Raw genomic sequence first — 18,498 nt, 5'->3', positions numbered from 1 at the left:
GCCGGGTCATTTGCCGGCGACCGGCGTACCGGTGTGGTCGCCGCCGGGCAGGTACTGCTTGGGCATCGGCGAGCCGGGGAACCACTTCTCGTACAGCCGCTTCCAGGTGCCGTCCTCCATCGCCGCGACCAGCGCCTTGTCCAGCGCCGCTTTCAGAGCGGAGTTGCCCTTCTTGATCGCGAACCCGGCCGGGGCGTCGAAGGAGGGGATGTCGGCGGCGCTGACCAGCCCGAACTGCGTGATGTAGGACTTGGCGGCCTCGTAGTCGAGGAAGTGGGCGTCGACCGATCCGCGGTTGAGGGCGGAGATGGCGGCGTTGTTGTCCGGGAACCGGACCAGGTTGGCCTTGGGGAAGTTCTTGACCGCGTAGGCCTCCTGCAGGGTGCCCTGGACGACGCCCAGCCGCTTGCCGGCGAGCCCGTCGGCGGAGGTGATGCCCGAGTCCTTCTTGGTGATCACGGTGAGGTAGCCGGCCAGGTAGCCGATGCTGAAGTCGACCGTCTTCTTGCGCGCGTCGGTGATGCCGATGGCGGCGACCCCGGCGTCGAACTGGCCGTTGGCCACCGCGGGCAGGATGGCCGAGAAGTCCTGGCCGGTGAACACGACGTCGCTGACGCCCATCCGCTTGGCGACGTCGCGGAAGAGCTCGACGTCGAAGCCGGTGAACTCGCCGTTGGCGTCGGTGAAGGTGTAGGGCTTGGCGTCGCCGAGGCTGGCGACCCGCAGCTGACCGGGCTTGATCAGCCCGTAGGGGTTGTCGGCGCCTTTCTCGGTGCTGCCGCCGCACGCGGCGAGGCCCAGCATGGCGACCAGCGCCAGCAGCGTCACCAGTACGGATTTGCGAGGGGTTGGAGACACGGGGACCGCCCAGGGGTGCGATTCAGATGAGACCGGTCTCACCGATGTGTATAGTGATTGAGACCGGTCTCAGTGGGATTGTCGAAGGCTAAGAGAGCCGCCGCCCGCACGTCAAGGGGTGGTCTGGTGGACAATCCATCCAGCGCCGCCGGCGCTGCGGCGACCCCAGCAGGGAAGGATCCATGGCGAAGGCAGGCAACCAGCGCGAATTCACCGTCGCCGATGTCGCCCGCGAGGCCGGCGTTTCCAAGGCTCAGGCGGCTCGCGCGCTCGGAGCCTACGGCGCCGTGAGCGACGCCGTCCGGTCCAGGGTGCTGGCCGCCGCGGCCCGGCTGAACTACCGCCCCAACCAGACCGCCCGCACCCTGAACACCGGCCGCTCGCACAGCGTCGGCGTGGTCGTCGGCGACATCGAGAACCCCTACTTCTCGCTGGCGACGCGAGGCATCTCGGACGCGGTCGAACGTTCCGGCTTCAACGTCGTGCTCGCGAACACCAGCGAACGCGTGACGGCGGAGCGCGCCGCGGTGGACATGCTGATGGACAAGCGGGTCGACGGGCTGGTCGTCGCCCCGGCCTCGGCGAGCGACGCGGCCCATCTGCGGGCCGTGGTCGACGCCGGACGCCCGCTCGTACTGCTCGACCGCACCGTCCCCGGCCTCGCCGTCGACGCCGCCCGGGCCGAGATCGAGCCCGCCGCACGCGAGGCGGCCGATCTTCTGCTGGCCCTGGGGCACCGCCGGATCGGCTACATCACCACCGCCGACGGCGGGCACACCCCACTGCCGTCCCCGGTGGCGGCCCGCGTCGCCGGCCTCGTCGGCGGGTTCACCGACCACGGCCTGACCTGGGACCCCGGCCTGCTGCGGCCCTGCCCGCACGAGGAGGCGGCGATCCGGCGGGCCGTGGCCGACCTCGTCCGCGGCGCGGACCCGGCGACCGCCCTGATCGCCTCCGACAGCCTGATCGGCCAGGTCGTCGTCGGGGCGCTGCAGGAGGAGGGCCTGCGGATACCCGACGACGTCTCGGTCCTGATGTACGACGACCAGCCGTGGGCGCGGCTGGTCACGCCCCCCATCACCGTGGTGGCGCAGCCGACGTACGACATCGGCTTCGCCGCCGGGGAGCGGCTCGCCGCGCTGATCGGCGGCGCGACGAACCCCCCGCCTCTCGTCCCCCTCCCCGCCACCCTGATCCGGCGCGGTTCGGTCGGCCCGGTGGGCGGCGGCCCAGCGGCGCGCTCCTGACCGGACGGCACTCTCGCGGCCCCTGTCACCGGCGAGGAGCCCGGCCGGGGCCCGTCCGCGTTCGCGAAACCGGCACAATCGACCCATGCGATTCGGCATCCTCGGGCCGTTGGACGTCCGGTCCGCCACCGGCGAGACCATCCAGGTGAGCGGCCCCCGCCCGCGAGCCCTGCTGGTGATGCTGTTGCTCGACGCGGGGCACGTGGTGAGCGTCGACCGGTTGATCGACGGGCAGTACGGCGACGAGCCCCCCGCCGACGCGATCGGCGCCCTGCAGGCCCAGGTGTCCCGGCTGCGCCGCAGCCTGCCCTCCGACCTGGTCGAATTCCACGGCACCGGGTACCGTCTCGCCGTCGCCCCCGACGACGTCGACGCCCACCGGTTCGAGCGGCTCGCCCGCGAGGGGCGGCGACTGCTGACCGCGGGGCGTCACGACACCGCCGCCTCCCTGCTGAGGGAGGCGCTCGGCCTGTGGCGAGGGCCGGCGCTGGCCGACCTGCCGTCCGGAGGGCCGCAGGTGGCCCGGCTGGAGGAGCTGCGGCTGGCCGCGTCCGAAGACCTCGCCGAAGCGGAGCTCGCCCTTCCCGAAGGCACCTCGGTCGCCGAGCTGCGGCGGCTGGTGGAGGCCAACCCTCTGCGCGAGCGGCTCACCGCCCAGCTCATGCGCGCGCTGCACGCGGCCGGGCGTCCCGCCGAGGCGCTGGAGGTCTACGAGAACCTCCGCCGCGTGCTGGCCGAGCAACTCGGGACCGACCCCTCCCCTGAGCTCGCCGCCGTCCACCTCGCCGTCCTGCGGGCCGAGAGCCCGGCGCCGCCCGCCCGCCAGGGTCTGCACGCGCAGCTCACCAGCTTCGTGGGACGCGAGCAGGAGCTGCGGCGGATCGACGCGCTGGGCGGTTCCCGGCTCGTCACGATCATCGGTCCCGGAGGCATCGGCAAGACGCGCCTGGCGATCGAGGCGGCCGGGCGCGGACCGCACGAGGTGTGCTTCGCCGACCTGTCCCCGCTCGACGGCGGCGACCAGGTGCCCCAGGCGATCCTCGGCGCGCTCGGGCTCCGCGAGACGGGGCTGCAGCCGCTGCGCGTGTCCGACCCGGTCGAGCGTCTGGTGACGGCGCTCGCCGGGCAGGAGCTCCTGCTGGTGCTCGACAACTGCGAGCACGTGATCACGGCCGCCGCCACGCTGACGCGTCGCCTGCTGGGCGAGTGCCCCGGCCTGCGGGTCCTCGCCACCAGCCGCGAGCCCCTCGGCATCACCGGCGAGACGCTGGTGCCGCTGGCGCCGCTGCCCGTCCCGCCCGCCGAGCTCACGGCGTACTCCACGCGCGACTACCCGGCGGTGCGCCTGTTCGCCGAGCGGGCGGCCGCCGTACGGCAGGGGTTCGAGCTGGGGCCGGACACCGTCGAGGCCGTCACCCGCATCTGCGCCGCGCTGGACGGGGTGCCGCTGGCCATCGAGCTGGCGGCGGCGCGGCTGCGGTCGTTCACCGTGGAGGAGATCGCCGCCCGCCTGGCCGAGGACGGACGCTTCCGGCTGCTGTCGCGCGGCGACCGTACCGCGGCGGCCCGTCACCGCACCCTGCACGCGGTGGTGGAGTGGAGCTGGGACCTGCTCACACCGGGCGAGCAGGCGCTGGCCAGGCGGTTCGCCGTGTTCGCGGGCGGGGCGTCCCTCTCCGACGTCGAGGCGGTGTGCGGCCTGGACGACGCGGCCGACCTGTTGGCCGACCTGGTCGACAAGTCGCTGGTCGAGACCGACGGCGACCGCTACCGCATGCTGGAGACGATCCTGTTCTTCTGCGCGGAGCGGCTGGCCGACGCCGGCGAGCAGGAGCTTCTGCGCCGGGCGCACGCCCGCTACTTCCTCGACCTGGCCCAGCGCGCCGACCCGCACCTGCGCCGGGCCGAGCAGCTGGAGTGGCTCGCCCGGCTGTCGGCCGAGCACAGCAACCTCATGGCCGCGCTGCGCTGGTCGGTGCGCGACGACCGGGAGACGGCGCTACGGCTGATCACGGCACTGGCGGCGTACTGCTGGCTGAGCGGGCGGCGCGGGCAGGTCGGTGCGGCCGCGGCCGAGCTCCTCCAGGCGGTGCCGGAGCCCGCCGAGGGGCTGGAGGAGGAGTACGTCATGTGCGTGCTGCACGCCGTGCCCCGGGCCGGCTCCGCGCACAGGGATCGGGCCGAGGGCATCATGCGGACCCTCGGCCGGCCGCTGCGGTACCCGTTCACCGCGGCCCTCTGGGGCATGGCCGCGGGGCCGTCGGTGCGGCAGAACCCGGACGCGGGCACCCTCCTCGGCACCGACCCGTGGCTCCTCGCCCTGGTGAGGCTGGGCGAGGCCCTGTTGAAGATGCTCGCCGGCGAGCCCGCCGCGAGCGAGCGCGGACTGCTGGACGTGCTGGCCGAGTTCCGCGGGCTGGGCGAGCGCTGGGGGACGGCGCAGGCCCTCGATTCACTGGCCCAGCTCGCCGGCCGGCGCGGCGAGTGGACGCGTGCCCACGACCTGTGGCGGGAGGCGCTGGAGCTCCTGGAGCAGCTCGGCGCCCTCGACGAGATGGTCGACGTGCTCAGCCGTCGCGCCGAGTGCCTGGTCCGCGAGGGGAGGCTCGCCGAGGCCGCCGCCGACTACCGGCGCGCCGCGGAGCTGTCGCGCCGCGCCGGGCAGCCGGACGAGCCGGCCGAGGCCTACCTGGGGCTGGGCGAGATCGCCCGGCTGGAAGGCGACCCGGCCGAGGCGCGCCGCCTGCTGGAGGCCGCGCTCGCGGCCTCGTCGACCGGCGCGTTCTGGGGCGACGGCACGCGGGCGCGCGTGCTCACCGCGCTGGCGCGGCTGGCGGAGGCCGAGGGGCGCACCGGCGAGGCCCGGCTGCGTTACGGCGAGGCGCTCGCGGTGGCGCGCCGCCTGTCCCTGCACGCCGACCTGGCCGACGCCGCCGAAGGCCAGGCCGGGGTGGCCCTGCTGGCGCCCGCGACCGGACCGGAGGCCGAAGGTGAGCGAACGGCCGGTGAGCGGGCCGCGCTGTTGCTGGGGGTCGCGGTGGCGCTGCGCGGGACGGCCGTGACGGGCGACCCCGACGTCGCCCGGATCACCACCGCCGCCCGCGACCGCGTCGGCGCGGAGGCGTTCGCCTCGGCGTACTCCCGGGGCGCGGGCATGCGCCGCGAGGACGCGCTGGCCGTCCTGCTCGACGCCGCGCTCCCGTCGTCATCTTCCGGCTGAGGTCCGTGCGCGAATCGGCAAGTACCGTGCAGAGATCGTCATGTACACCGGGACCGTCTCCCGGCATCGTGGACGCGCGGGCACCGAGTGCTCCTGCGAATCGCAGCGGCGGCGGCGCGCGGTGCCCGCCACCACGCCACCGACAGCCGCTTCCACCGGGTGGGGGCGCTGTCAGCCGGTGGTCGGTGGTTTGTCAGCGCGGGCCGCGAAGCTCGGGGACATGAAGAACACGACAGTCCTCATCTCCGGGTCGAGCATCGCCGGCCCCGCCCTCGCCTACTGGCTGAGCCGCTACGGCTGCACCGTCACTGTCGTCGAGAAGGCGCCCGCGCTGCGCCTGGGCGGGCAGGCGGTGGACTTCAAGGGCGCGACCCACAGGACCGTCCTCGGCCGCATGGGCATCCTGGAGGAGGTGCGGCGGCGGCAGACCGGCGGCACCGACCAGGCCATCATCGACGCCGAGGGCAGGACGCTGGCGATCCTGCCCGGCGAGTTCACCGGCGGTGAGATGGAGATCCTCCGCGGCGACCTGTCCGCCCTGCTGTACGAGAGGACCGCGGGCAGCTGTGAGTACGTCTTCGGCGACTCCATCACCTCGCTCACCGAGTCCGTGGGCGGCGTCCACGTCACCTTCGAGCGCGGCGCGCCGCGCACCTACGACATCGTGGTGGGCGCCGACGGCATCCACTCCAACGTGCGGCGGCTGGCGTTCGGCCCGGAGTCGCAGTACGTGCACCACCTCGGTCACTACTACGCGCTGGCCGACGTGCGGGTCGGGCGCGAGCCCGTCATGTACAACGAGCCGGGCCGGATGGCGGCCGTCGGCGGCCCGAAGGCGCCCGCGTTCTTCGTCTTCGCCTCCGAGCGGCTCGAATTCGACCGTTACGACGTCGAGCAGCAGAAGCGCATCCTGGCCGAGGCGATGAAGGGCATGGGCTGGCGGGTCCCGGAGCTGATGGCCCAGCTGCCCGACGCCCGCGAGTTCTACCTCGACTCGATCAGCCGGTCGGAGGTGGACCACTACTCGCGGGGCCGGGTGGTGCTGCTCGGCGACGCGGCGTACGGCAACACGCTCGGCGGCTTCGGCACCGGCCTCGCCGTCGTGGGCGCGTACGTGCTGGCCGGCGAGCTGGCGGCGGCCGGCGGCGACCACCGCGTGGCGTTCCAGAGGTACGAGGAGGCGTTCCGCGGCTACGCCAAGATCACCAAGAAGGGCAACGCCGGGCCGTTCCTCGCCCCGCCGACCTCCGGGCGGATCCGGATGCGCAACTGGATGTTCAAGTACGACTTCATGCTGAGGGCGATGCTGAAGCTGACCGACAAGTTCGCCACCGACATCGACCTGAAGGACTACCCCTCCCCCGAGCACGTGAGGGGCACGGTGTGTTGACCTCGGGGTCCGTGGTGGGCAGGGTGAGTGGATGACCAGCGATGAGGTACGGGACGGGGTATCGCTCACCAACCTCGACCAGCCACTGTTCGACGGGGCGGAGGCGACCAAGCGCGACCTGGTCGACTATCTCGACGCGGTCGCCGGCCGTCTCATCCCGGTCCTGCGCGACCGGCCGCTGTCGGTGGTGCGGGTGCGGCAGGGCCAGGATCCGTTCATGCAGAAGAACGTCCCGAAGTACGCCCCGTCGTGGGTGCGGACGGTGACGGTGTGGGCCGAGAGCTCACGGCGGCAGATCTCCTACGCTCTCTGCGACGACCGGCCCACCCTGCTGTGGCTGGCCAACCAGCGCTCGGTGGAGTACCACCCGGCCCTGTTCCGCTCCGGCGACTGGGAGCACCCCACCCACCTCGTGCTCGACATCGACCCGCCGCCGGGGGACGCGTTCCCCTCCGCCGTCCGCGCCGCCCACCTGGTGCGGCAGGCGCTCGCGGACGACGGCCTGGCCGGGGCGGTGAAGACCAGCGGCGCGAAGGGGCTGCACATCTTCGTCCCGATCGACGCCGCGGCCCCGGTGGAGGACGTCGCCGCGGCCACCCGCGCGCTCGCCGCCCGCGCCGAACGGCTCGACCCGGCCCTCGCCACCACGGCGTTCATCAGGGAGGACCGCGGCGGCAAGGTGTTCCTCGACTCGACCCGGGCGGGCGGGGCGACGGTCGTGGCGGCCTACAGCCCGCGTGTCCGGCCCGGCGTGCCGGTGTCGTTCCCGGTCGCCTGGGACGATCTCGACGCGGTCGCGCCGGGCGACTTCACCGTGCGCACCGCGCCGCGGCTGCTGGGCGAGCGCGACCCGTGGGCCGAGCTCATGCCCGAGCCGCAGCGGCTGCCCGCCGACCTGATCGAGGAGGGGCACACGATCCCGGTCGCGCGGGTCCAGGCGATGCACGAGGGGAAGCGCCGCGCCCGCGCCCGCCGCGCCTGACCCACGAAGTGTCATCCCGGACCGGTGATCCGGGCGAGGACGATGCCGCCCAGGATGAGCGACAGGGCGAGCATCCTGCCGGCGGTGACCGGGTCCTTGTGGATCACGATGCCGAGGGTGATGGCGCCGATCGCGCCGATCCCGGTGAAGACGGCGTACGCCGTGCCGACCGGGAGGGTGCGCATCGCGAGCGAGAGCAGGTAGACCGACACGGCGGCCAGCACGAAGCACAGCAGCGTGGGCCAGGGACGGGTGAAGTTCTCCGTCGGCTTGATGCTCTGCGACCAGGCGATCTCGACCAGCCCGGCCAGTACGAGGACCACCCAGCCCATCAGTACTCCTCGGCGAGCCTGCGGGCGGCGCTCAGCGCGGCGGCGTACGACTCCTCGTGCGCGGCCCGCAGATGGGCCATGGCGGGGTCGAGCCGGGCGTTGGCCAGTTCGGCGTTGACGAAGACGGTGTCGGTGACGGCGAAGTGCCCCTCGAAGAAGTCGCGCAGGTAGCGCTCCTGGTGGTCGTAGGGCGCCTTCGGGGCGCCGGGGGCGTACGACCCGCCGCGGGCGGTGGCGATCACGAAGCGCCGGCCCTTCAGCGACATCTTGGGGAAGGTCACCTGGTCGATCCAGGCCTTGAGCGAGGCCGGGATCGAGTAGTTGTACATCGGCGTGGCGATCAGCACGACGTCGGCGTTCACCAGCTCGGTCAGCAGTGGTTCGACGATCGCCCAGGCGGCGGCCTGGGCCTCGGTGCGCACGGCCTCCTTCAGCCGGTCGGTCTCGGTGATGCCGTGCTCCAGCACGTGGTCGCACAGTTCGGTCCACGCCTCGCCGATGAGCGGGACGGGGTCGGCGGTGAGGTCGCGGTGCACGTACGCGCCGCCGGGGTGCGCGGCCCGCCACGACCGGGCGAAGGCTTCGCCCACCTCCCGGCTGATCGAGCGGCGGCGGGCGCTGGCGTCCAGGTGCAGCAATGTGGTCATGGTCGGCCCTTCGACGTAACCGGACAGCGTGTCCGCTTGTTGGGAACGGCCTCACTGTAACCAGCAAACGGACAGTGTGTCCAGTTGTCTCGAGATGGGCTACAGTCCCCCTATGGACCGCCGTACCGACCTCCTCACCGGCGAGCCGGTCGACGAGGAGACCCGCCCGCGCGAGCGGGCCGACGCCGCCCGGAACCGTGCCAAGGTGCTGGACGCCGCCGCCGGCCTGTTCGCCACGCGCGACCCGCGCGGCGTGACCATGGACGACATCGCCAAGGCGGCGGGGGTCGGGCGCGGCACCCTCTACCGGCGCTACCCCGACACCGCCTCGATCGCGCTGGCCCTGCTGGACGAGCACGAGCGCCGCCTGCAGGAGCTCCTGCTCCACGGTGAGCCTCCGCTGGGGCCGGGCGCGCCTCCCGGCGAACGGCTGGCGGCCTTCTACGCCGCCATGGTCGAGCTGCTGGAGACCCACGGCAGGCTGGTGCTCGGCGCCGAGTCGGGGCGGCTGCGGTTCTCGACGGGCGCCTACGGCTTCTGGCGGGCGCACGTGCGCGCCCTGCTCGGCGACGGCGGCGTCCCCGCCCCGGACGCCCTCGCCGACGCGCTGCTGGCGCCGCTCGCGTCGGAGGTGTACACCCACCAGCGCGAGCGGGGGCTCGGCCCGGAGCAGATCACCGCCGCGCTGGCCCACCTGGCGCGCGGCGTCATCCCTGCTTGACCCGGGCCTGCGAGATCAGGCGGAGGAAGTTGCCGTACCCCTCGACCAGGACAGGCTCGGGCAGTGCCGGGGTCGAGCCGCCCGAAAGCCGGCTAGGGGCGCCGGCCCACGCCGGTGGCGAGCTCCCGCAGGCGTCCCTGCCGCCCCGTCTCGGGGGTGAGCGGCGGGGTGTCCATGCCCGCGCCGCCGCGGATGCCCTCGATGACCTCGCGGACGGCGTCCAGGGCCGTGTGGCGCGGCGCCCAGCCCAGCTCGGTGCGGGCCCGCGCCGTGTCCATGAGAGGGACCCGCAGCGCCATCTCCAGCAGGCCCGGCGAGGCCGGGAACAGGCGCAGGCGCCAGCCCCAGGCCGCCGCGGCCCGCGCGACCACGGCCGGTACGGGCACCGGCCGGGCGCCGAGCAGTCCGGCCAGCGTCCGGGCGTCGACGACCGGGTCGGCGGCGAGGTTGAACGCCCCGGACACCGGGCGGGTCACCGCGAGCCGGTACGCCTCGCCCGCGTCGTCGGAGTGCAGGGCCTGCAACCGCAGGCCGGGAATGTCCGGCACGAACGGCAACAGCTCCGGACGCAGCAGCCGGTTCGGGAGGAAGGGGCCGGCGAACAGGCGGCGCTGCTCGCTGGCGGACTCCCGCTTGAAGATCAGGCCCGGGCGCATCCGCACCACCCGGATGGCCGGATTGTCGCGCTCGAACACGTCGAGCACCCGCTCGACGTACGCCTTCTCCCGCGCGTAGGTGCTGTTCGGCCAGCCGTGCGTCGGCCAGCTCTCGTCCACCGGCCGGTCCTTCGGGCCCGGAGAGTACGCCCCGACCGACGAGGCCTGGACCAGGGCGGGCACCCCGGCCTCGGCGACGGCGCGGAAGACGCGCATGCCGCCGAGGACGTTGGCCCGCCAGGTCGTCACGGGGTCGCGGGTCGGCTGGAACAGCCAGGCGAGGTTCACGACCGCGTCGGCCCCGGTGAAGATCTCCGTCAGGTCGGACGTGGCGGTGTCCGCCGAACGCCACTCGGTCTTCCCGGGACGCCAGCCGGGCAACCGCCGCGCCACCCCGACGATGGAGCGGACCTGCGGATCGGCCTCCAGCGCCGAGACCACACTCGTCCCGACATTGCCCGTCGCGCCGACGACTATCACTCTCATATCTGGCTGCTGCCCGCCTGACCTGCGCCGAAACGACGGCGTCAGTCCTTGGCGCGACCGCTCAGCAGGTCGCGGACGCGGTCGACCAGGCCCGCGCCGGGGGCGATGAGCTTGTTGGCCGGCGGACTGTCGGGCGCGGCCGGGTGAGGCCTGGTGGGCGCGATCTTCTTCATCGCCCGGACCTTCTTGCCGAGGCTGTGCAGTTCCTCGGCGTCGGCGTACTTCACCAGCTCCGGGAACAGCTCGCTCTCCTCTTCGTGCACGTGCTCGCGGATCGCGGCCATGAACCTGTCGAGCAGGTGGTCGAACGCCGGATCGGTGGTGTCGGTGCGCTCCAGCTCCTTCATCAGGCGCTCGGCCTCGGCATGCTCGGCGATTTCGCGATCGGCGAGCCTGTCCCCCTCGGGCAGGAACCTGCGGGCGGCGGGGTAGAGGTAGGCCTCCTCGGCGACCGAGTGCTTGACGAGCTCGGTGACGACCTTCTCGACGAGATCCCTCCGGCGCTCCTCTTCACCGGTGCCCCGCAGCTTCTCGAGCTCGGCGAACATCTGCTCGACCTCACGGTGGTCGGTGGTGAGGACCGTGATGACGTCGCCGCTGTGTTCCATGGTGGATCTCCTCCTCCTCGCTGGGCGGGCCGGACGCGCTCGGCGGTACCCGGAACGTTCGCGACGAAACGCCCGTTCAGTCGCCGCTACGGCGCTCCACGCCGAGGCCGAGCGCCTGGGCCACCTCGCCGATGTTGCGGAAGGCGCCGTCGGGCAGGGAGTGGACAGCCTCGATCACGGACTCGGGCACCGCCGGGTTGGCCTCGACATGGGCGAGAAGTTGCTCGCGGTCGGCGGGGAAGCCCGCGTCGCTCAGCCAGCGGGCGAGGTTGCCGCGCTGCTCGACCGTCTCGGGTGTCATGCCGGGCGCCACCCCGGGTTCGTGTCCCGGCGCGTAGCCGCGTCCCGCGAGGTCGGCCTCGCGGTCCTGGACCGGCTCCGGCTCCTTCCACTCCTCGGCGTGACTGGTGCCGCCGCCCCGGACGAGGCCTTCGGTCTCGTGCTTGATCTCCTCGTCCAGACGGGGGCCGTGCTTGCTGCTGCCGCGTTCCACGTTCATGATCTTCCTGCGGATGCGGATGAATCGCAGCCCATACCCAGGCCGAGGGCGGCAAACCTCGGGGGTGCCCCTCAGACGAAGGCGTAGCACTCGACCTCGGCGCGCCGCCGCGTCAGGCCGGCCCGCACCATGAGGGTGACACACCGGCGTTCTCTCCTGCTGAGCATGAGCTTGCCGCACACCGTGATTCCGGAATAGGTGCGGCAGTCGAGATCGGGATTCCACTTGCCGATGCGATAGTGCTTCCGCACGTAGGCCCGGCATTTCTTGCGCAGCGTGACGCTGTTGGCATACCGGCACTGGTTGATCAGGATATTGTATTGATTCCTGCTGACCGTCGTCCTCCGCTTCGCCGTGGCGTCGGCCCCGGCGCCCGGCATGACGAGCAGGCCCGCCCCGGTGACCACGAGCAGCGCGGCAATGGCGCATATTCGCTTCAGCATGTTCTCCCCCTTGCCCAACGATAACCCGCCGCACCTTCCCCATCACGGGGCGGGCCGCATTCTTCACCTGGGGGAAACGGAAAAAGGAGCGGCCGTTCCGGAGAAACTCCCGGCGGGGGAATTCTTCGGCAAAGAACGGCTTCGCCCGATGTCAGGCGGTGGCCAGGGCCGCGAGGACCTCGCGGGCGATCACCCGGTGCCCGCTGGCGTCGGGGTGGTCGCCGTCGTCGGCGAGCAGCGAGGTGTCGTCCCGGGTGCCGCCGTCGCCCTTGAAGGGGGTGTAGAGGTCGACGAAGCGCGCGCCGACGGCGTCGGCGGAGGCGGCGAGGGTGTCGTTCACCGCCCGGGTGAGCTTGTCGCTGTTGGTGACGTACTTGTCCCCTTCGGCGCGCGCGGGGGCGCCGTCCATGAAGACGTTCCAGTAGCCGGTGACGACGATCCGGCTGCCCTGGTGCCCCTGCAGGCGGCGGACCTTGGTCAGGATGGCGTCCATGTTGGCGCGCAGCTGCGCCAGCTCGTCCTTGTAGCACGACAGCCCGCTGCTCGCCGCGCAGTCGTCGTCCTGGATGGTGCTGCTGTCGAAGTCGTTGGCTCCGATGGTGATGATGGTCAGATCGGCGGCGACCAGGGCCTGCCGCGCCGAATCGTCCTCCAGCTGGTCGAGCAGCCCCTGGGTGGTGAGCCCGGCCGCGGCGAGGTTCTTGGCGTCGACCTCGACGCCCTGCCTGGCGGCCAGGGCCTCGCCGATCAGTGAGACGTAGGTGGTGCAGTCGCAGGCGGAACCGGCCGGGACCGAGTCGCCCAGCGCCACGAGTTTGCGCACGGCCCCGGAGTCGCGCGCGCCGGACCTCTTGGTGCCGGCGTGCGCGCCGGTGTGCGCCGCGGCGGGCGGCCTGGGCTTCGACACGGTCTCCACCACCGTGTCGCTCTGCACGACGTGCGCCATGGTGACGTCGAGCAGCACCCCCAGGATCGCGATCATGGCGAGCAGCGTCACTCCCACACGGAACCGCGCCTGCCGCGCGATCCTCGCGGCTCTCCGAGGATGTCGGTTATGTACGGTTATGTCGCTCTTATAGGGAGAAGACACCCAGCTATGGTGCACCAGACGGCTGGGCGAGTGGTAAACCTGCCCTGAAGACACGCTGAGAGAAGCTACTCCTCTCGCCGCCGAACCTCAGGATTTACCCGCGATCCACACCGGACTTTTACGCCCGCCTCGCCGGTTTCAGACGGTCCCGCCGAGGATGTCGGCCAGAACGGCGGCATTACTGTGCGCGACGTCCTTCGTCGAGGTGATCAACGTCACCGGCCCCCGCCGCACCAGCTCGCGAAGCCGCTCCAGCGCGTCACGCCGGGCGGTGTCGTCGAGCTCGGCGAGGTAGCGCTGCCTGAACTCCTCGAATCTGGCGGGATCGTGGCCGAACCAGGTGCGCAACTCGTTGGACGGCGCGACGTCCTTGAGCCACTCGTCGACGTGCGCGGCCTCCTTCGGCACCCCGCGCGGCCACAGGCGGTCGACCAGCACGCGCGTCCCGTCGTCCGCGGAGGCGTCCTCGTAGACGCGGCGCATCCGTACGGCCATCTCCCCTCCTCATGCCGGACCGCTCACCGGGAGATATGCCCTGCCCGGCGGCTCCCGACTCCAGGTCCGCCCTGTCGAGAAACGGGGCTAGGACGCCCGGCCGCGCAGGCGGCTCGGGGAGGACCCGGGGCCGCCCGGCGCCGAGCCGCGCAGCACGACCCCCGGGGCCCTGCCCAGATCGACGTACATGCGGACCTGGTCGAAGCGCTCGTGCCCCACCTCGATCACGTTGGGCAGCCTGCCCCACTCGCGGAAGCCGAGCTCCTCGTACAGCTCGATGGCGCCGTAGTTGTTGCCGCGCACCCCGAGCGTCAGCGTCTCCACCCCCGCCGCGCGGGCGCTGTCCACGACGGCCGCCACGACCAGGCGGCCGAGCCCGAGCCCGCGCGCCGACGGGTGGGCCATGACCTTCCCCACCTCGGCGGCGCGCCGGAAGACGTGCCCGGGCATCCGCCGCCACAGCGCCATCGCCTGGACGGTGCCGTCCACCCGCGCCAGGGCCAGCGCCGCCTCGCCGCGGTGGACGCCGGCCAGCACGCCGTCGAGCAGGGCGTCGGTCTCCCCGCGGCCGGGCGGCTCGAGGTAGCCGACCGCGCCGCCGGCCTCCACCACGTCGTGCACCAGACGGTGCACCTGGTCACGCAGGACGTCGTCGGCCTCGTCAGGCCACACCAGATCGATCAGATGGGACACGTCCGCCGATTATCCCCGGTCCGGTCCTCCGGTCACCGGCCAGGGCCTCGGGACGATCAGGCGGTCTGCTCGCGGGCTTCCAGCACGAGGTCGAGCCGGTCGTCGTAGGCCGCGAGCAGCAGGCGCGCCTCGTCCGCGTCGAGGTCACGGGTGATCATCACGACCGCCGTCTTCACCTCGTGCCCCGCCGCCTCCAGCGTGCGGCGGGCGACGGCGAGGTCGGCGCCGGTGATCTCGCCGACGATGCGGGCGGCCCGGTCGACCAGCTTGGTGTTGCTGGCGGACACCTCGATCATGTAGTTCCCGAAGGTGCGCCCGCACTTGATCATCGAGATCGTCGAGATCATGTTGAGCACCAGCTTCTGCGCGGTGCCGGCCTTCAGCCGCGTCGACCCGGTGACGACCTCCGGCCCGACGATCACCTCGATCGGGTGGTCGGCGGCAGCCGACAGCGGCACCCCGGTGTTGCACGACAGGCCTGCGGTCAGCGCGCCCAGCCGGCGCGCCTCCGTCACAGCGGCCACCACGAACGGGGCCCGGCCGCTGGCCGAGATGCCCACCACCGAGTCCAGCGGCCCGACACCCTGCTCCCGGATCGCCGCGGCCCCCGCCTCGGCGTCGTCCTCGGCGCCCTCGACCGAGCGGGTCAGCGCCGCGGGACCGCCCGCGATGATGCCCCGCACCACCTCAGGGTCGGTGCCGAAGGTCGGCGGGCACTCCGAGGCGTCCAGCACCGCCAGCCGTCCGGACGTGCCGGCGCCGACGTACAGCAGCCGCCCGCCCTGCCGCATCCGCGCGGCGATCTCGTCGATCGCGGCGGAGATCTGCGGGACGGCGGCGGCGACCGCCGCCGGCACCGTGGAGTCCGCGGCGTTCATCAATCGCGCGATCTCGTCGGTCGGCAGCCTGTCGATCTGGCGGTAGCGCGGATCGCTCTGCTCGGTCGTGGCGAGGACCACAGGAGATTGGGTCATGACTCCTCATATTCCGGGGGGATCGTCAAATGATGTGCCTGGCGCCGGGTCACGCGAGTGACCGGCGGTAGAGCCAGAAGACGCGCTCCACGCGGGCCCCGACGGTCCTGGCGTAGAACCGCCACGGGTCCACCCAGCCGATCTGGGTGCTGCGCTGCCCCGTCGCCGCCTGCTCCTGCAGGCACCGCCGCAGCAGGACCCTGCCGACGCCGAGCCCGCGCGCCGCCTCGGCCGTGCCCATGGGGCCGAACCAGCACGGCCGGCTCCCCCAGGAGGCGAAACCGAGAATCTCGCCTCCTCGGACGGCGTAGTGGCAGCCGGTCGCCTGGGAGACCTCCCAGGCCCAGTTGTCGTTCCAGTGCTCGCGGGCGAACTCGACGACGGCCTCCCGCTCGTCGGGAAGGGCCGTGCGCACGGCGACGCCGGCGGAGGCCAGACTGGCCAGCTCCTGCTCGTACGACACCGCGCCTGCCGGGACCTCCGGCCCCTCCCCCGTCGGCGGCACGCCGGCGGCGAAGCCGAAGCCGACCTCGACGCCACCGGTCACACCGGTGCCCCCCGCGATGTCCCAGACGGGCTCCGCGCCGGACGGGAGGTAGCCCGTGAGGTCGACGGTCATGTTGAAGGCGGTGCGGTATCTCTCGTAGCCGAGGCTCTCGGCCAGGCAGGCCGCCGCCGTGTAGCGCACGTCGATGCCCGGCCAGGCGTAGCAGGGAGGGTTGCCCGCCAGGCGCGCCTCGCGGACGCCCCGCTCGCGCAGCCACTCCTCGGCGGCCGTGACCAGCGCGCGTCCGATCCCCTGGCCCTGCGCGTGGGGGTCCACGGCGAGCAGGTCGACGCAGCCGACCCCCTCGGTCCTCCACGAGGTCGAGACGAACGCGACCCCTTCGAGGCCGGGGGTCACCAGCGCGGCCCACTGCCGTCCCTCGGGAGGGGCGGCCAGGCGCGACACCAGCAGCGGCACGTCCGCGGCGTCCAGCGCGAGCGCCGCCCGCGCGGTGTCGCGGACGCCGGTCAGCTCGTCCGGGCTCGCGGCCCGGATCTCGGACGCCCCGCGGCGCCCGCGCCGCGCACGGGCTCCGGCGCCCGTCACGCCACCGCCTCCTCCGGGATCACGCTGCGACGTTGGGGCCGGAAGCAGGCGTGCTCGTGTCCCGCGGATCCGGCCTGCATCAGGTGCGGGGTCTCGGCCTCGCAGCGGTCGACGCGGAACGGGCACCTGCTCGCGAACAGGCATCCGGCCTCGGACTGGCGCGCGTTGAGCGCCTCGGTGGGCACCACGCGCTCCGGGCCCGGCCTCTCCAGGCCGTGCAGGACGGGGATCGCCGACAGCAGCGCCTGGGTGTACGGGTGGACCGGGCCCGAGATGATCGTCTCGGTGTCCCCCCGCTCCACGACCTGGCCGCGGTAGAGCACGTAGAGCTCGCTGTCGTCGCCGATGTACCGGGCGGTGGCGATGTCGTGGGTGATGAACAGCACGCTCACCCCGAGTCGCTCACGCAGGTCCTTCAGCAGTCCCAGGATGCTCAGCCGCATGGAGACGTCGATCATGGACACCGACTCGTCGGCCACCAGCATCTCGGGGTCGACGGTCAGCGCCCGCGCGATCACCACGCGCTGGCGCATGCCACCCGACAGCTGGTGAGGGTAGCGGCCCAGGGCGTACCCGGGGTCGATGCCGACCAGGGTGAGCAGTTCCTCGGCGCGCTCGTCCATCCAGGAGGCGGGACGGCCCGTCTGGCGGGCGCGCAGCGCGAGCGGCGCCTGCAGGGTCTGGTGGATCGTCCGGTTGGGGTTGAGCGCGGAGTACGGGTCCTGGTGGATCAGCTGGATCTTGCGGAAGTACCGCTGCCGCTGCTTGTGCCGCAGCCCCGACATCGGCGTGCCGTCGATGACGACTTCGCCGGAGTCGTAGGTCTCCAGACCGGCGACGATGCGCCCCAGCGTGGTCTTGCCACACCCGGACTCCCCGATGAAGGAGACCGCCCCGCCCTTCGGAACGGCGAAGTCGACGCCGCGCAGCGCGCGCACCTCGCGCGCGCCGAGGACGTCCCCGCGCTGCCGGTAGGTCTTGGTGATGCCGGTGCCTGTGATCACGCCCACTCCTCCTCTTCCACGGTAGACGCCGGTCGTTCGACGGCGTGGCAGGCCACCGTCCTGCGGTCACGGGTGACCGGACGGGGCTCCGCCTCCACGCAGACGTCCATGCGCAGCGGGCAGCGCTCGGCGAAGACGCAGCCCTTCTTCGGGAGCGTGCCGAGCGTGGGCGGACGCCCGGGCAGCGCCCGCGCCTCGGCGATGTCGCCGGACAGCCGCGGGATCGCCCGGATCAGGCCCTGGGTGTAGGGGTGGCGGGGACGGCCGAGCACCTCCATCGTCGGGCCGTGCTCGACCACGCGCCCGCCGTACATCACGGCCAGGTTGTCGGTGACCTCCGCGGCGCACCCGATGTCGTGGGTGACCATCAGGGTCGTCAGTCCGCGCTCCTTGTGGACCTCGCGCACGATGCGCAGGATGGTGGCCTGCGTGATCATGTCGAGGGCCGTGGTGGGCTCGTCGAGGATCACCAGCTGGGCGTTGAGCACCAGGGCGAGCATGATGCCCACCCGCTGGCGCATCCCGCCGGACAGCTCGTGCTGGTGGGAGTCCAGCACGCGGGCGCCGTCGAGACCCATGCGCTCCAGGAGGGCCTTGGCGTCGCGGACGAGGGCCCGCAGGTCCTCCACACCGTGGGAACGGCCGAGGTCGAGGAGCTGCTTGCCGACCGTCTTGAGCGGGTTGAGGGAGTTCTGGGCGGCCTGGAAGACGTAGCCGAGGTGCCGGCCGCGTGCCCGGCGCAGGTCGTCCCCGCCGAGGCGCAGCACGTCCCCGAGGCCGTCGATCTCGACGCTGCCCCCGGCGATGCGGCCGGGCGGCTGGACGGCGTTCAGCAGCGACAGCGCGAGCGTGGACTTGCCCGACCCGGACTCGCCGACGATGCCGGTGATCGTCCCGGGCTCGATGGTGAGGTTGACGCGGCCGAGGGCCGGCAGCTCACCGAGCGGGGTCTTGTAGACCACCGTGAGATCGCGCACGCGCACGCCGGGGGGCGTCCGCCGTGCGACCGGCGCCGCCGTGGCCGGACCGGCCGTCCGGCGCGGAGAGTTGATGATCAACC

19 protein-coding genes are annotated in these 18,498 nt (G+C 72.8%); 5 read left to right on the top strand and 14 right to left on the bottom strand.

Features of this window, described 5'->3' with window-relative positions; genetic code table 11:
- Window positions 1-6: 6 nt before the first annotated feature.
- Entirely contained in the window at window positions 7-858 is an 852-nt protein-coding gene (locus tag KIK05_RS20240) for an ABC transporter substrate-binding protein (protein ID WP_214412306.1), read from the bottom strand.
- Between the two features lie 182 nt (window positions 859-1,040).
- Here KIK05_RS20240 and KIK05_RS20235 point away from each other — a divergent pair, with 182 nt between their 5' ends.
- The 4 genes from KIK05_RS20235 to ligD all read left to right on the top strand — a co-directional run bounded on the left by KIK05_RS20235 (window position 1,041) and on the right by ligD (window position 7,697).
- Window positions 1,041-2,105: a LacI family DNA-binding transcriptional regulator gene (locus tag KIK05_RS20235; protein ID WP_214412305.1), complete on the top strand. Its 1,065-nt coding sequence runs from the start codon at window positions 1,041-1,043 to the stop codon at window positions 2,103-2,105.
- Window positions 2,106-2,190: 85 nt separating this feature from the next.
- Window positions 2,191-5,325, top strand: a complete 3,135-nt coding sequence (locus tag KIK05_RS20230) for an AfsR/SARP family transcriptional regulator (protein WP_214412304.1) — start codon at window positions 2,191-2,193, stop codon at window positions 5,323-5,325.
- 220 nt (window positions 5,326-5,545) lie between these two features.
- The gene (locus tag KIK05_RS20225) at window positions 5,546-6,715 is read left to right on the top strand and encodes an FAD-dependent monooxygenase (RefSeq protein WP_214412303.1); all 1,170 of its coding nucleotides are present in this window, start codon (window positions 5,546-5,548) and stop codon (window positions 6,713-6,715) included.
- 31 nt (window positions 6,716-6,746) lie between these two features.
- On the top strand, window positions 6,747-7,697 hold the full coding sequence (gene ligD / locus KIK05_RS20220) for a non-homologous end-joining DNA ligase (protein ID WP_214412302.1): 951 nt from the start codon (window positions 6,747-6,749) through the stop codon (window positions 7,695-7,697).
- Between the two features lie 11 nt (window positions 7,698-7,708).
- Here ligD and KIK05_RS20215 read toward each other — a convergent pair whose 3' ends face one another.
- Both KIK05_RS20215 and KIK05_RS20210 read right to left on the bottom strand, forming a co-directional pair.
- On the bottom strand, window positions 7,709-8,029 hold the full coding sequence (locus tag KIK05_RS20215) for a DMT family transporter (RefSeq protein ID WP_214412301.1): 321 nt from the start codon (window positions 8,027-8,029) through the stop codon (window positions 7,709-7,711).
- Window positions 8,029-8,676: an FMN-dependent NADH-azoreductase gene (locus tag KIK05_RS20210; protein WP_214412300.1), complete on the bottom strand. Its 648-nt coding sequence runs from the start codon at window positions 8,674-8,676 to the stop codon at window positions 8,029-8,031. Before KIK05_RS20210 ends, KIK05_RS20215 begins: the two co-directional genes overlap by 1 nt.
- Before the next feature lie 112 nt (window positions 8,677-8,788).
- On the opposite strand from KIK05_RS20210, the gene KIK05_RS20205 reads away from it, so the two are divergent.
- Window positions 8,789-9,397, top strand: a complete 609-nt coding sequence (locus KIK05_RS20205; protein WP_214412299.1) for a TetR/AcrR family transcriptional regulator — start codon at window positions 8,789-8,791, stop codon at window positions 9,395-9,397.
- Between the two features lie 92 nt (window positions 9,398-9,489).
- Here the strand turns inward: KIK05_RS20205 and KIK05_RS20200 are convergent, their stop codons facing one another.
- The 11 genes from KIK05_RS20200 to KIK05_RS20150 all read right to left on the bottom strand — a co-directional run bounded on the left by KIK05_RS20200 (window position 9,490) and on the right by KIK05_RS20150 (window position 18,496).
- Entirely contained in the window at window positions 9,490-10,539 is a 1,050-nt protein-coding gene (locus KIK05_RS20200; RefSeq protein WP_214412298.1) for an NAD-dependent epimerase/dehydratase family protein, read from the bottom strand.
- Window positions 10,540-10,580: 41 nt separating this feature from the next.
- Window positions 10,581-11,147, bottom strand: coding sequence for a hemerythrin domain-containing protein (locus KIK05_RS20195; RefSeq protein ID WP_214412297.1), 567 nt, complete (start codon window positions 11,145-11,147; stop codon window positions 10,581-10,583).
- Window positions 11,148-11,223: 76 nt separating this feature from the next.
- Window positions 11,224-11,646 carry a DUF2795 domain-containing protein gene (locus KIK05_RS20190; protein ID WP_214412296.1) on the bottom strand — a complete coding sequence of 141 codons (423 nt, stop codon included), beginning with the start codon at window positions 11,644-11,646 and terminating at the stop codon, window positions 11,224-11,226.
- A 71-nt stretch (window positions 11,647-11,717) separates the two neighbouring features.
- Window positions 11,718-12,089, bottom strand: coding sequence for a hypothetical protein (locus KIK05_RS20185; protein ID WP_250563078.1), 372 nt, complete (start codon window positions 12,087-12,089; stop codon window positions 11,718-11,720).
- A gap of 151 nt (window positions 12,090-12,240) precedes the next feature.
- The gene (locus tag KIK05_RS20180; RefSeq protein ID WP_214412295.1) at window positions 12,241-13,071 is read right to left on the bottom strand and encodes an SGNH/GDSL hydrolase family protein; all 831 of its coding nucleotides are present in this window, start codon (window positions 13,069-13,071) and stop codon (window positions 12,241-12,243) included.
- 246 nt (window positions 13,072-13,317) lie between these two features.
- Window positions 13,318-13,674 carry a DUF488 domain-containing protein gene (locus tag KIK05_RS20175; RefSeq protein WP_214412294.1) on the bottom strand — a complete coding sequence of 119 codons (357 nt, stop codon included), beginning with the start codon at window positions 13,672-13,674 and terminating at the stop codon, window positions 13,318-13,320.
- An 87-nt stretch (window positions 13,675-13,761) separates the two neighbouring features.
- Complete coding sequence (locus KIK05_RS20170) at window positions 13,762-14,367, bottom strand: GNAT family N-acetyltransferase (RefSeq protein ID WP_214412293.1); 606 nt, start codon at window positions 14,365-14,367, stop codon at window positions 13,762-13,764.
- A 56-nt stretch (window positions 14,368-14,423) separates the two neighbouring features.
- Entirely contained in the window at window positions 14,424-15,341 is a 918-nt protein-coding gene (murQ, locus tag KIK05_RS20165) for an N-acetylmuramic acid 6-phosphate etherase (RefSeq protein ID WP_214412292.1), read from the bottom strand.
- A gap of 49 nt (window positions 15,342-15,390) precedes the next feature.
- Entirely contained in the window at window positions 15,391-16,434 is a 1,044-nt protein-coding gene (locus KIK05_RS47060) for a GNAT family N-acetyltransferase (protein WP_308250022.1), read from the bottom strand.
- Window positions 16,431-17,438 carry an ABC transporter ATP-binding protein gene (locus KIK05_RS20155; RefSeq protein WP_214412291.1) on the bottom strand — a complete coding sequence of 336 codons (1,008 nt, stop codon included), beginning with the start codon at window positions 17,436-17,438 and terminating at the stop codon, window positions 16,431-16,433. Before KIK05_RS20155 ends, KIK05_RS47060 begins: the two co-directional genes overlap by 4 nt.
- A complete protein-coding gene (locus tag KIK05_RS20150) occupies window positions 17,435-18,496 on the bottom strand; it encodes an ABC transporter ATP-binding protein (protein ID WP_250563077.1) in 1,062 nt (353 codons plus the stop codon). The genes KIK05_RS20155 and KIK05_RS20150 overlap by 4 nt, the downstream gene beginning before the upstream one ends.
- Window positions 18,497-18,498: the final 2 nt, after the last annotated feature.

The sequence above is a fragment of the Sphaerisporangium fuscum genome, assembly GCF_018531465.1.
Classification (GTDB): Bacteria; Actinomycetota; Actinomycetes; order Streptosporangiales; family Streptosporangiaceae; genus Sphaerisporangium; species Sphaerisporangium fuscum.
The sequence above is the reverse complement of the archived record's forward strand: the minus strand, read 5'-3'. Positions and strand labels throughout refer to the sequence as shown.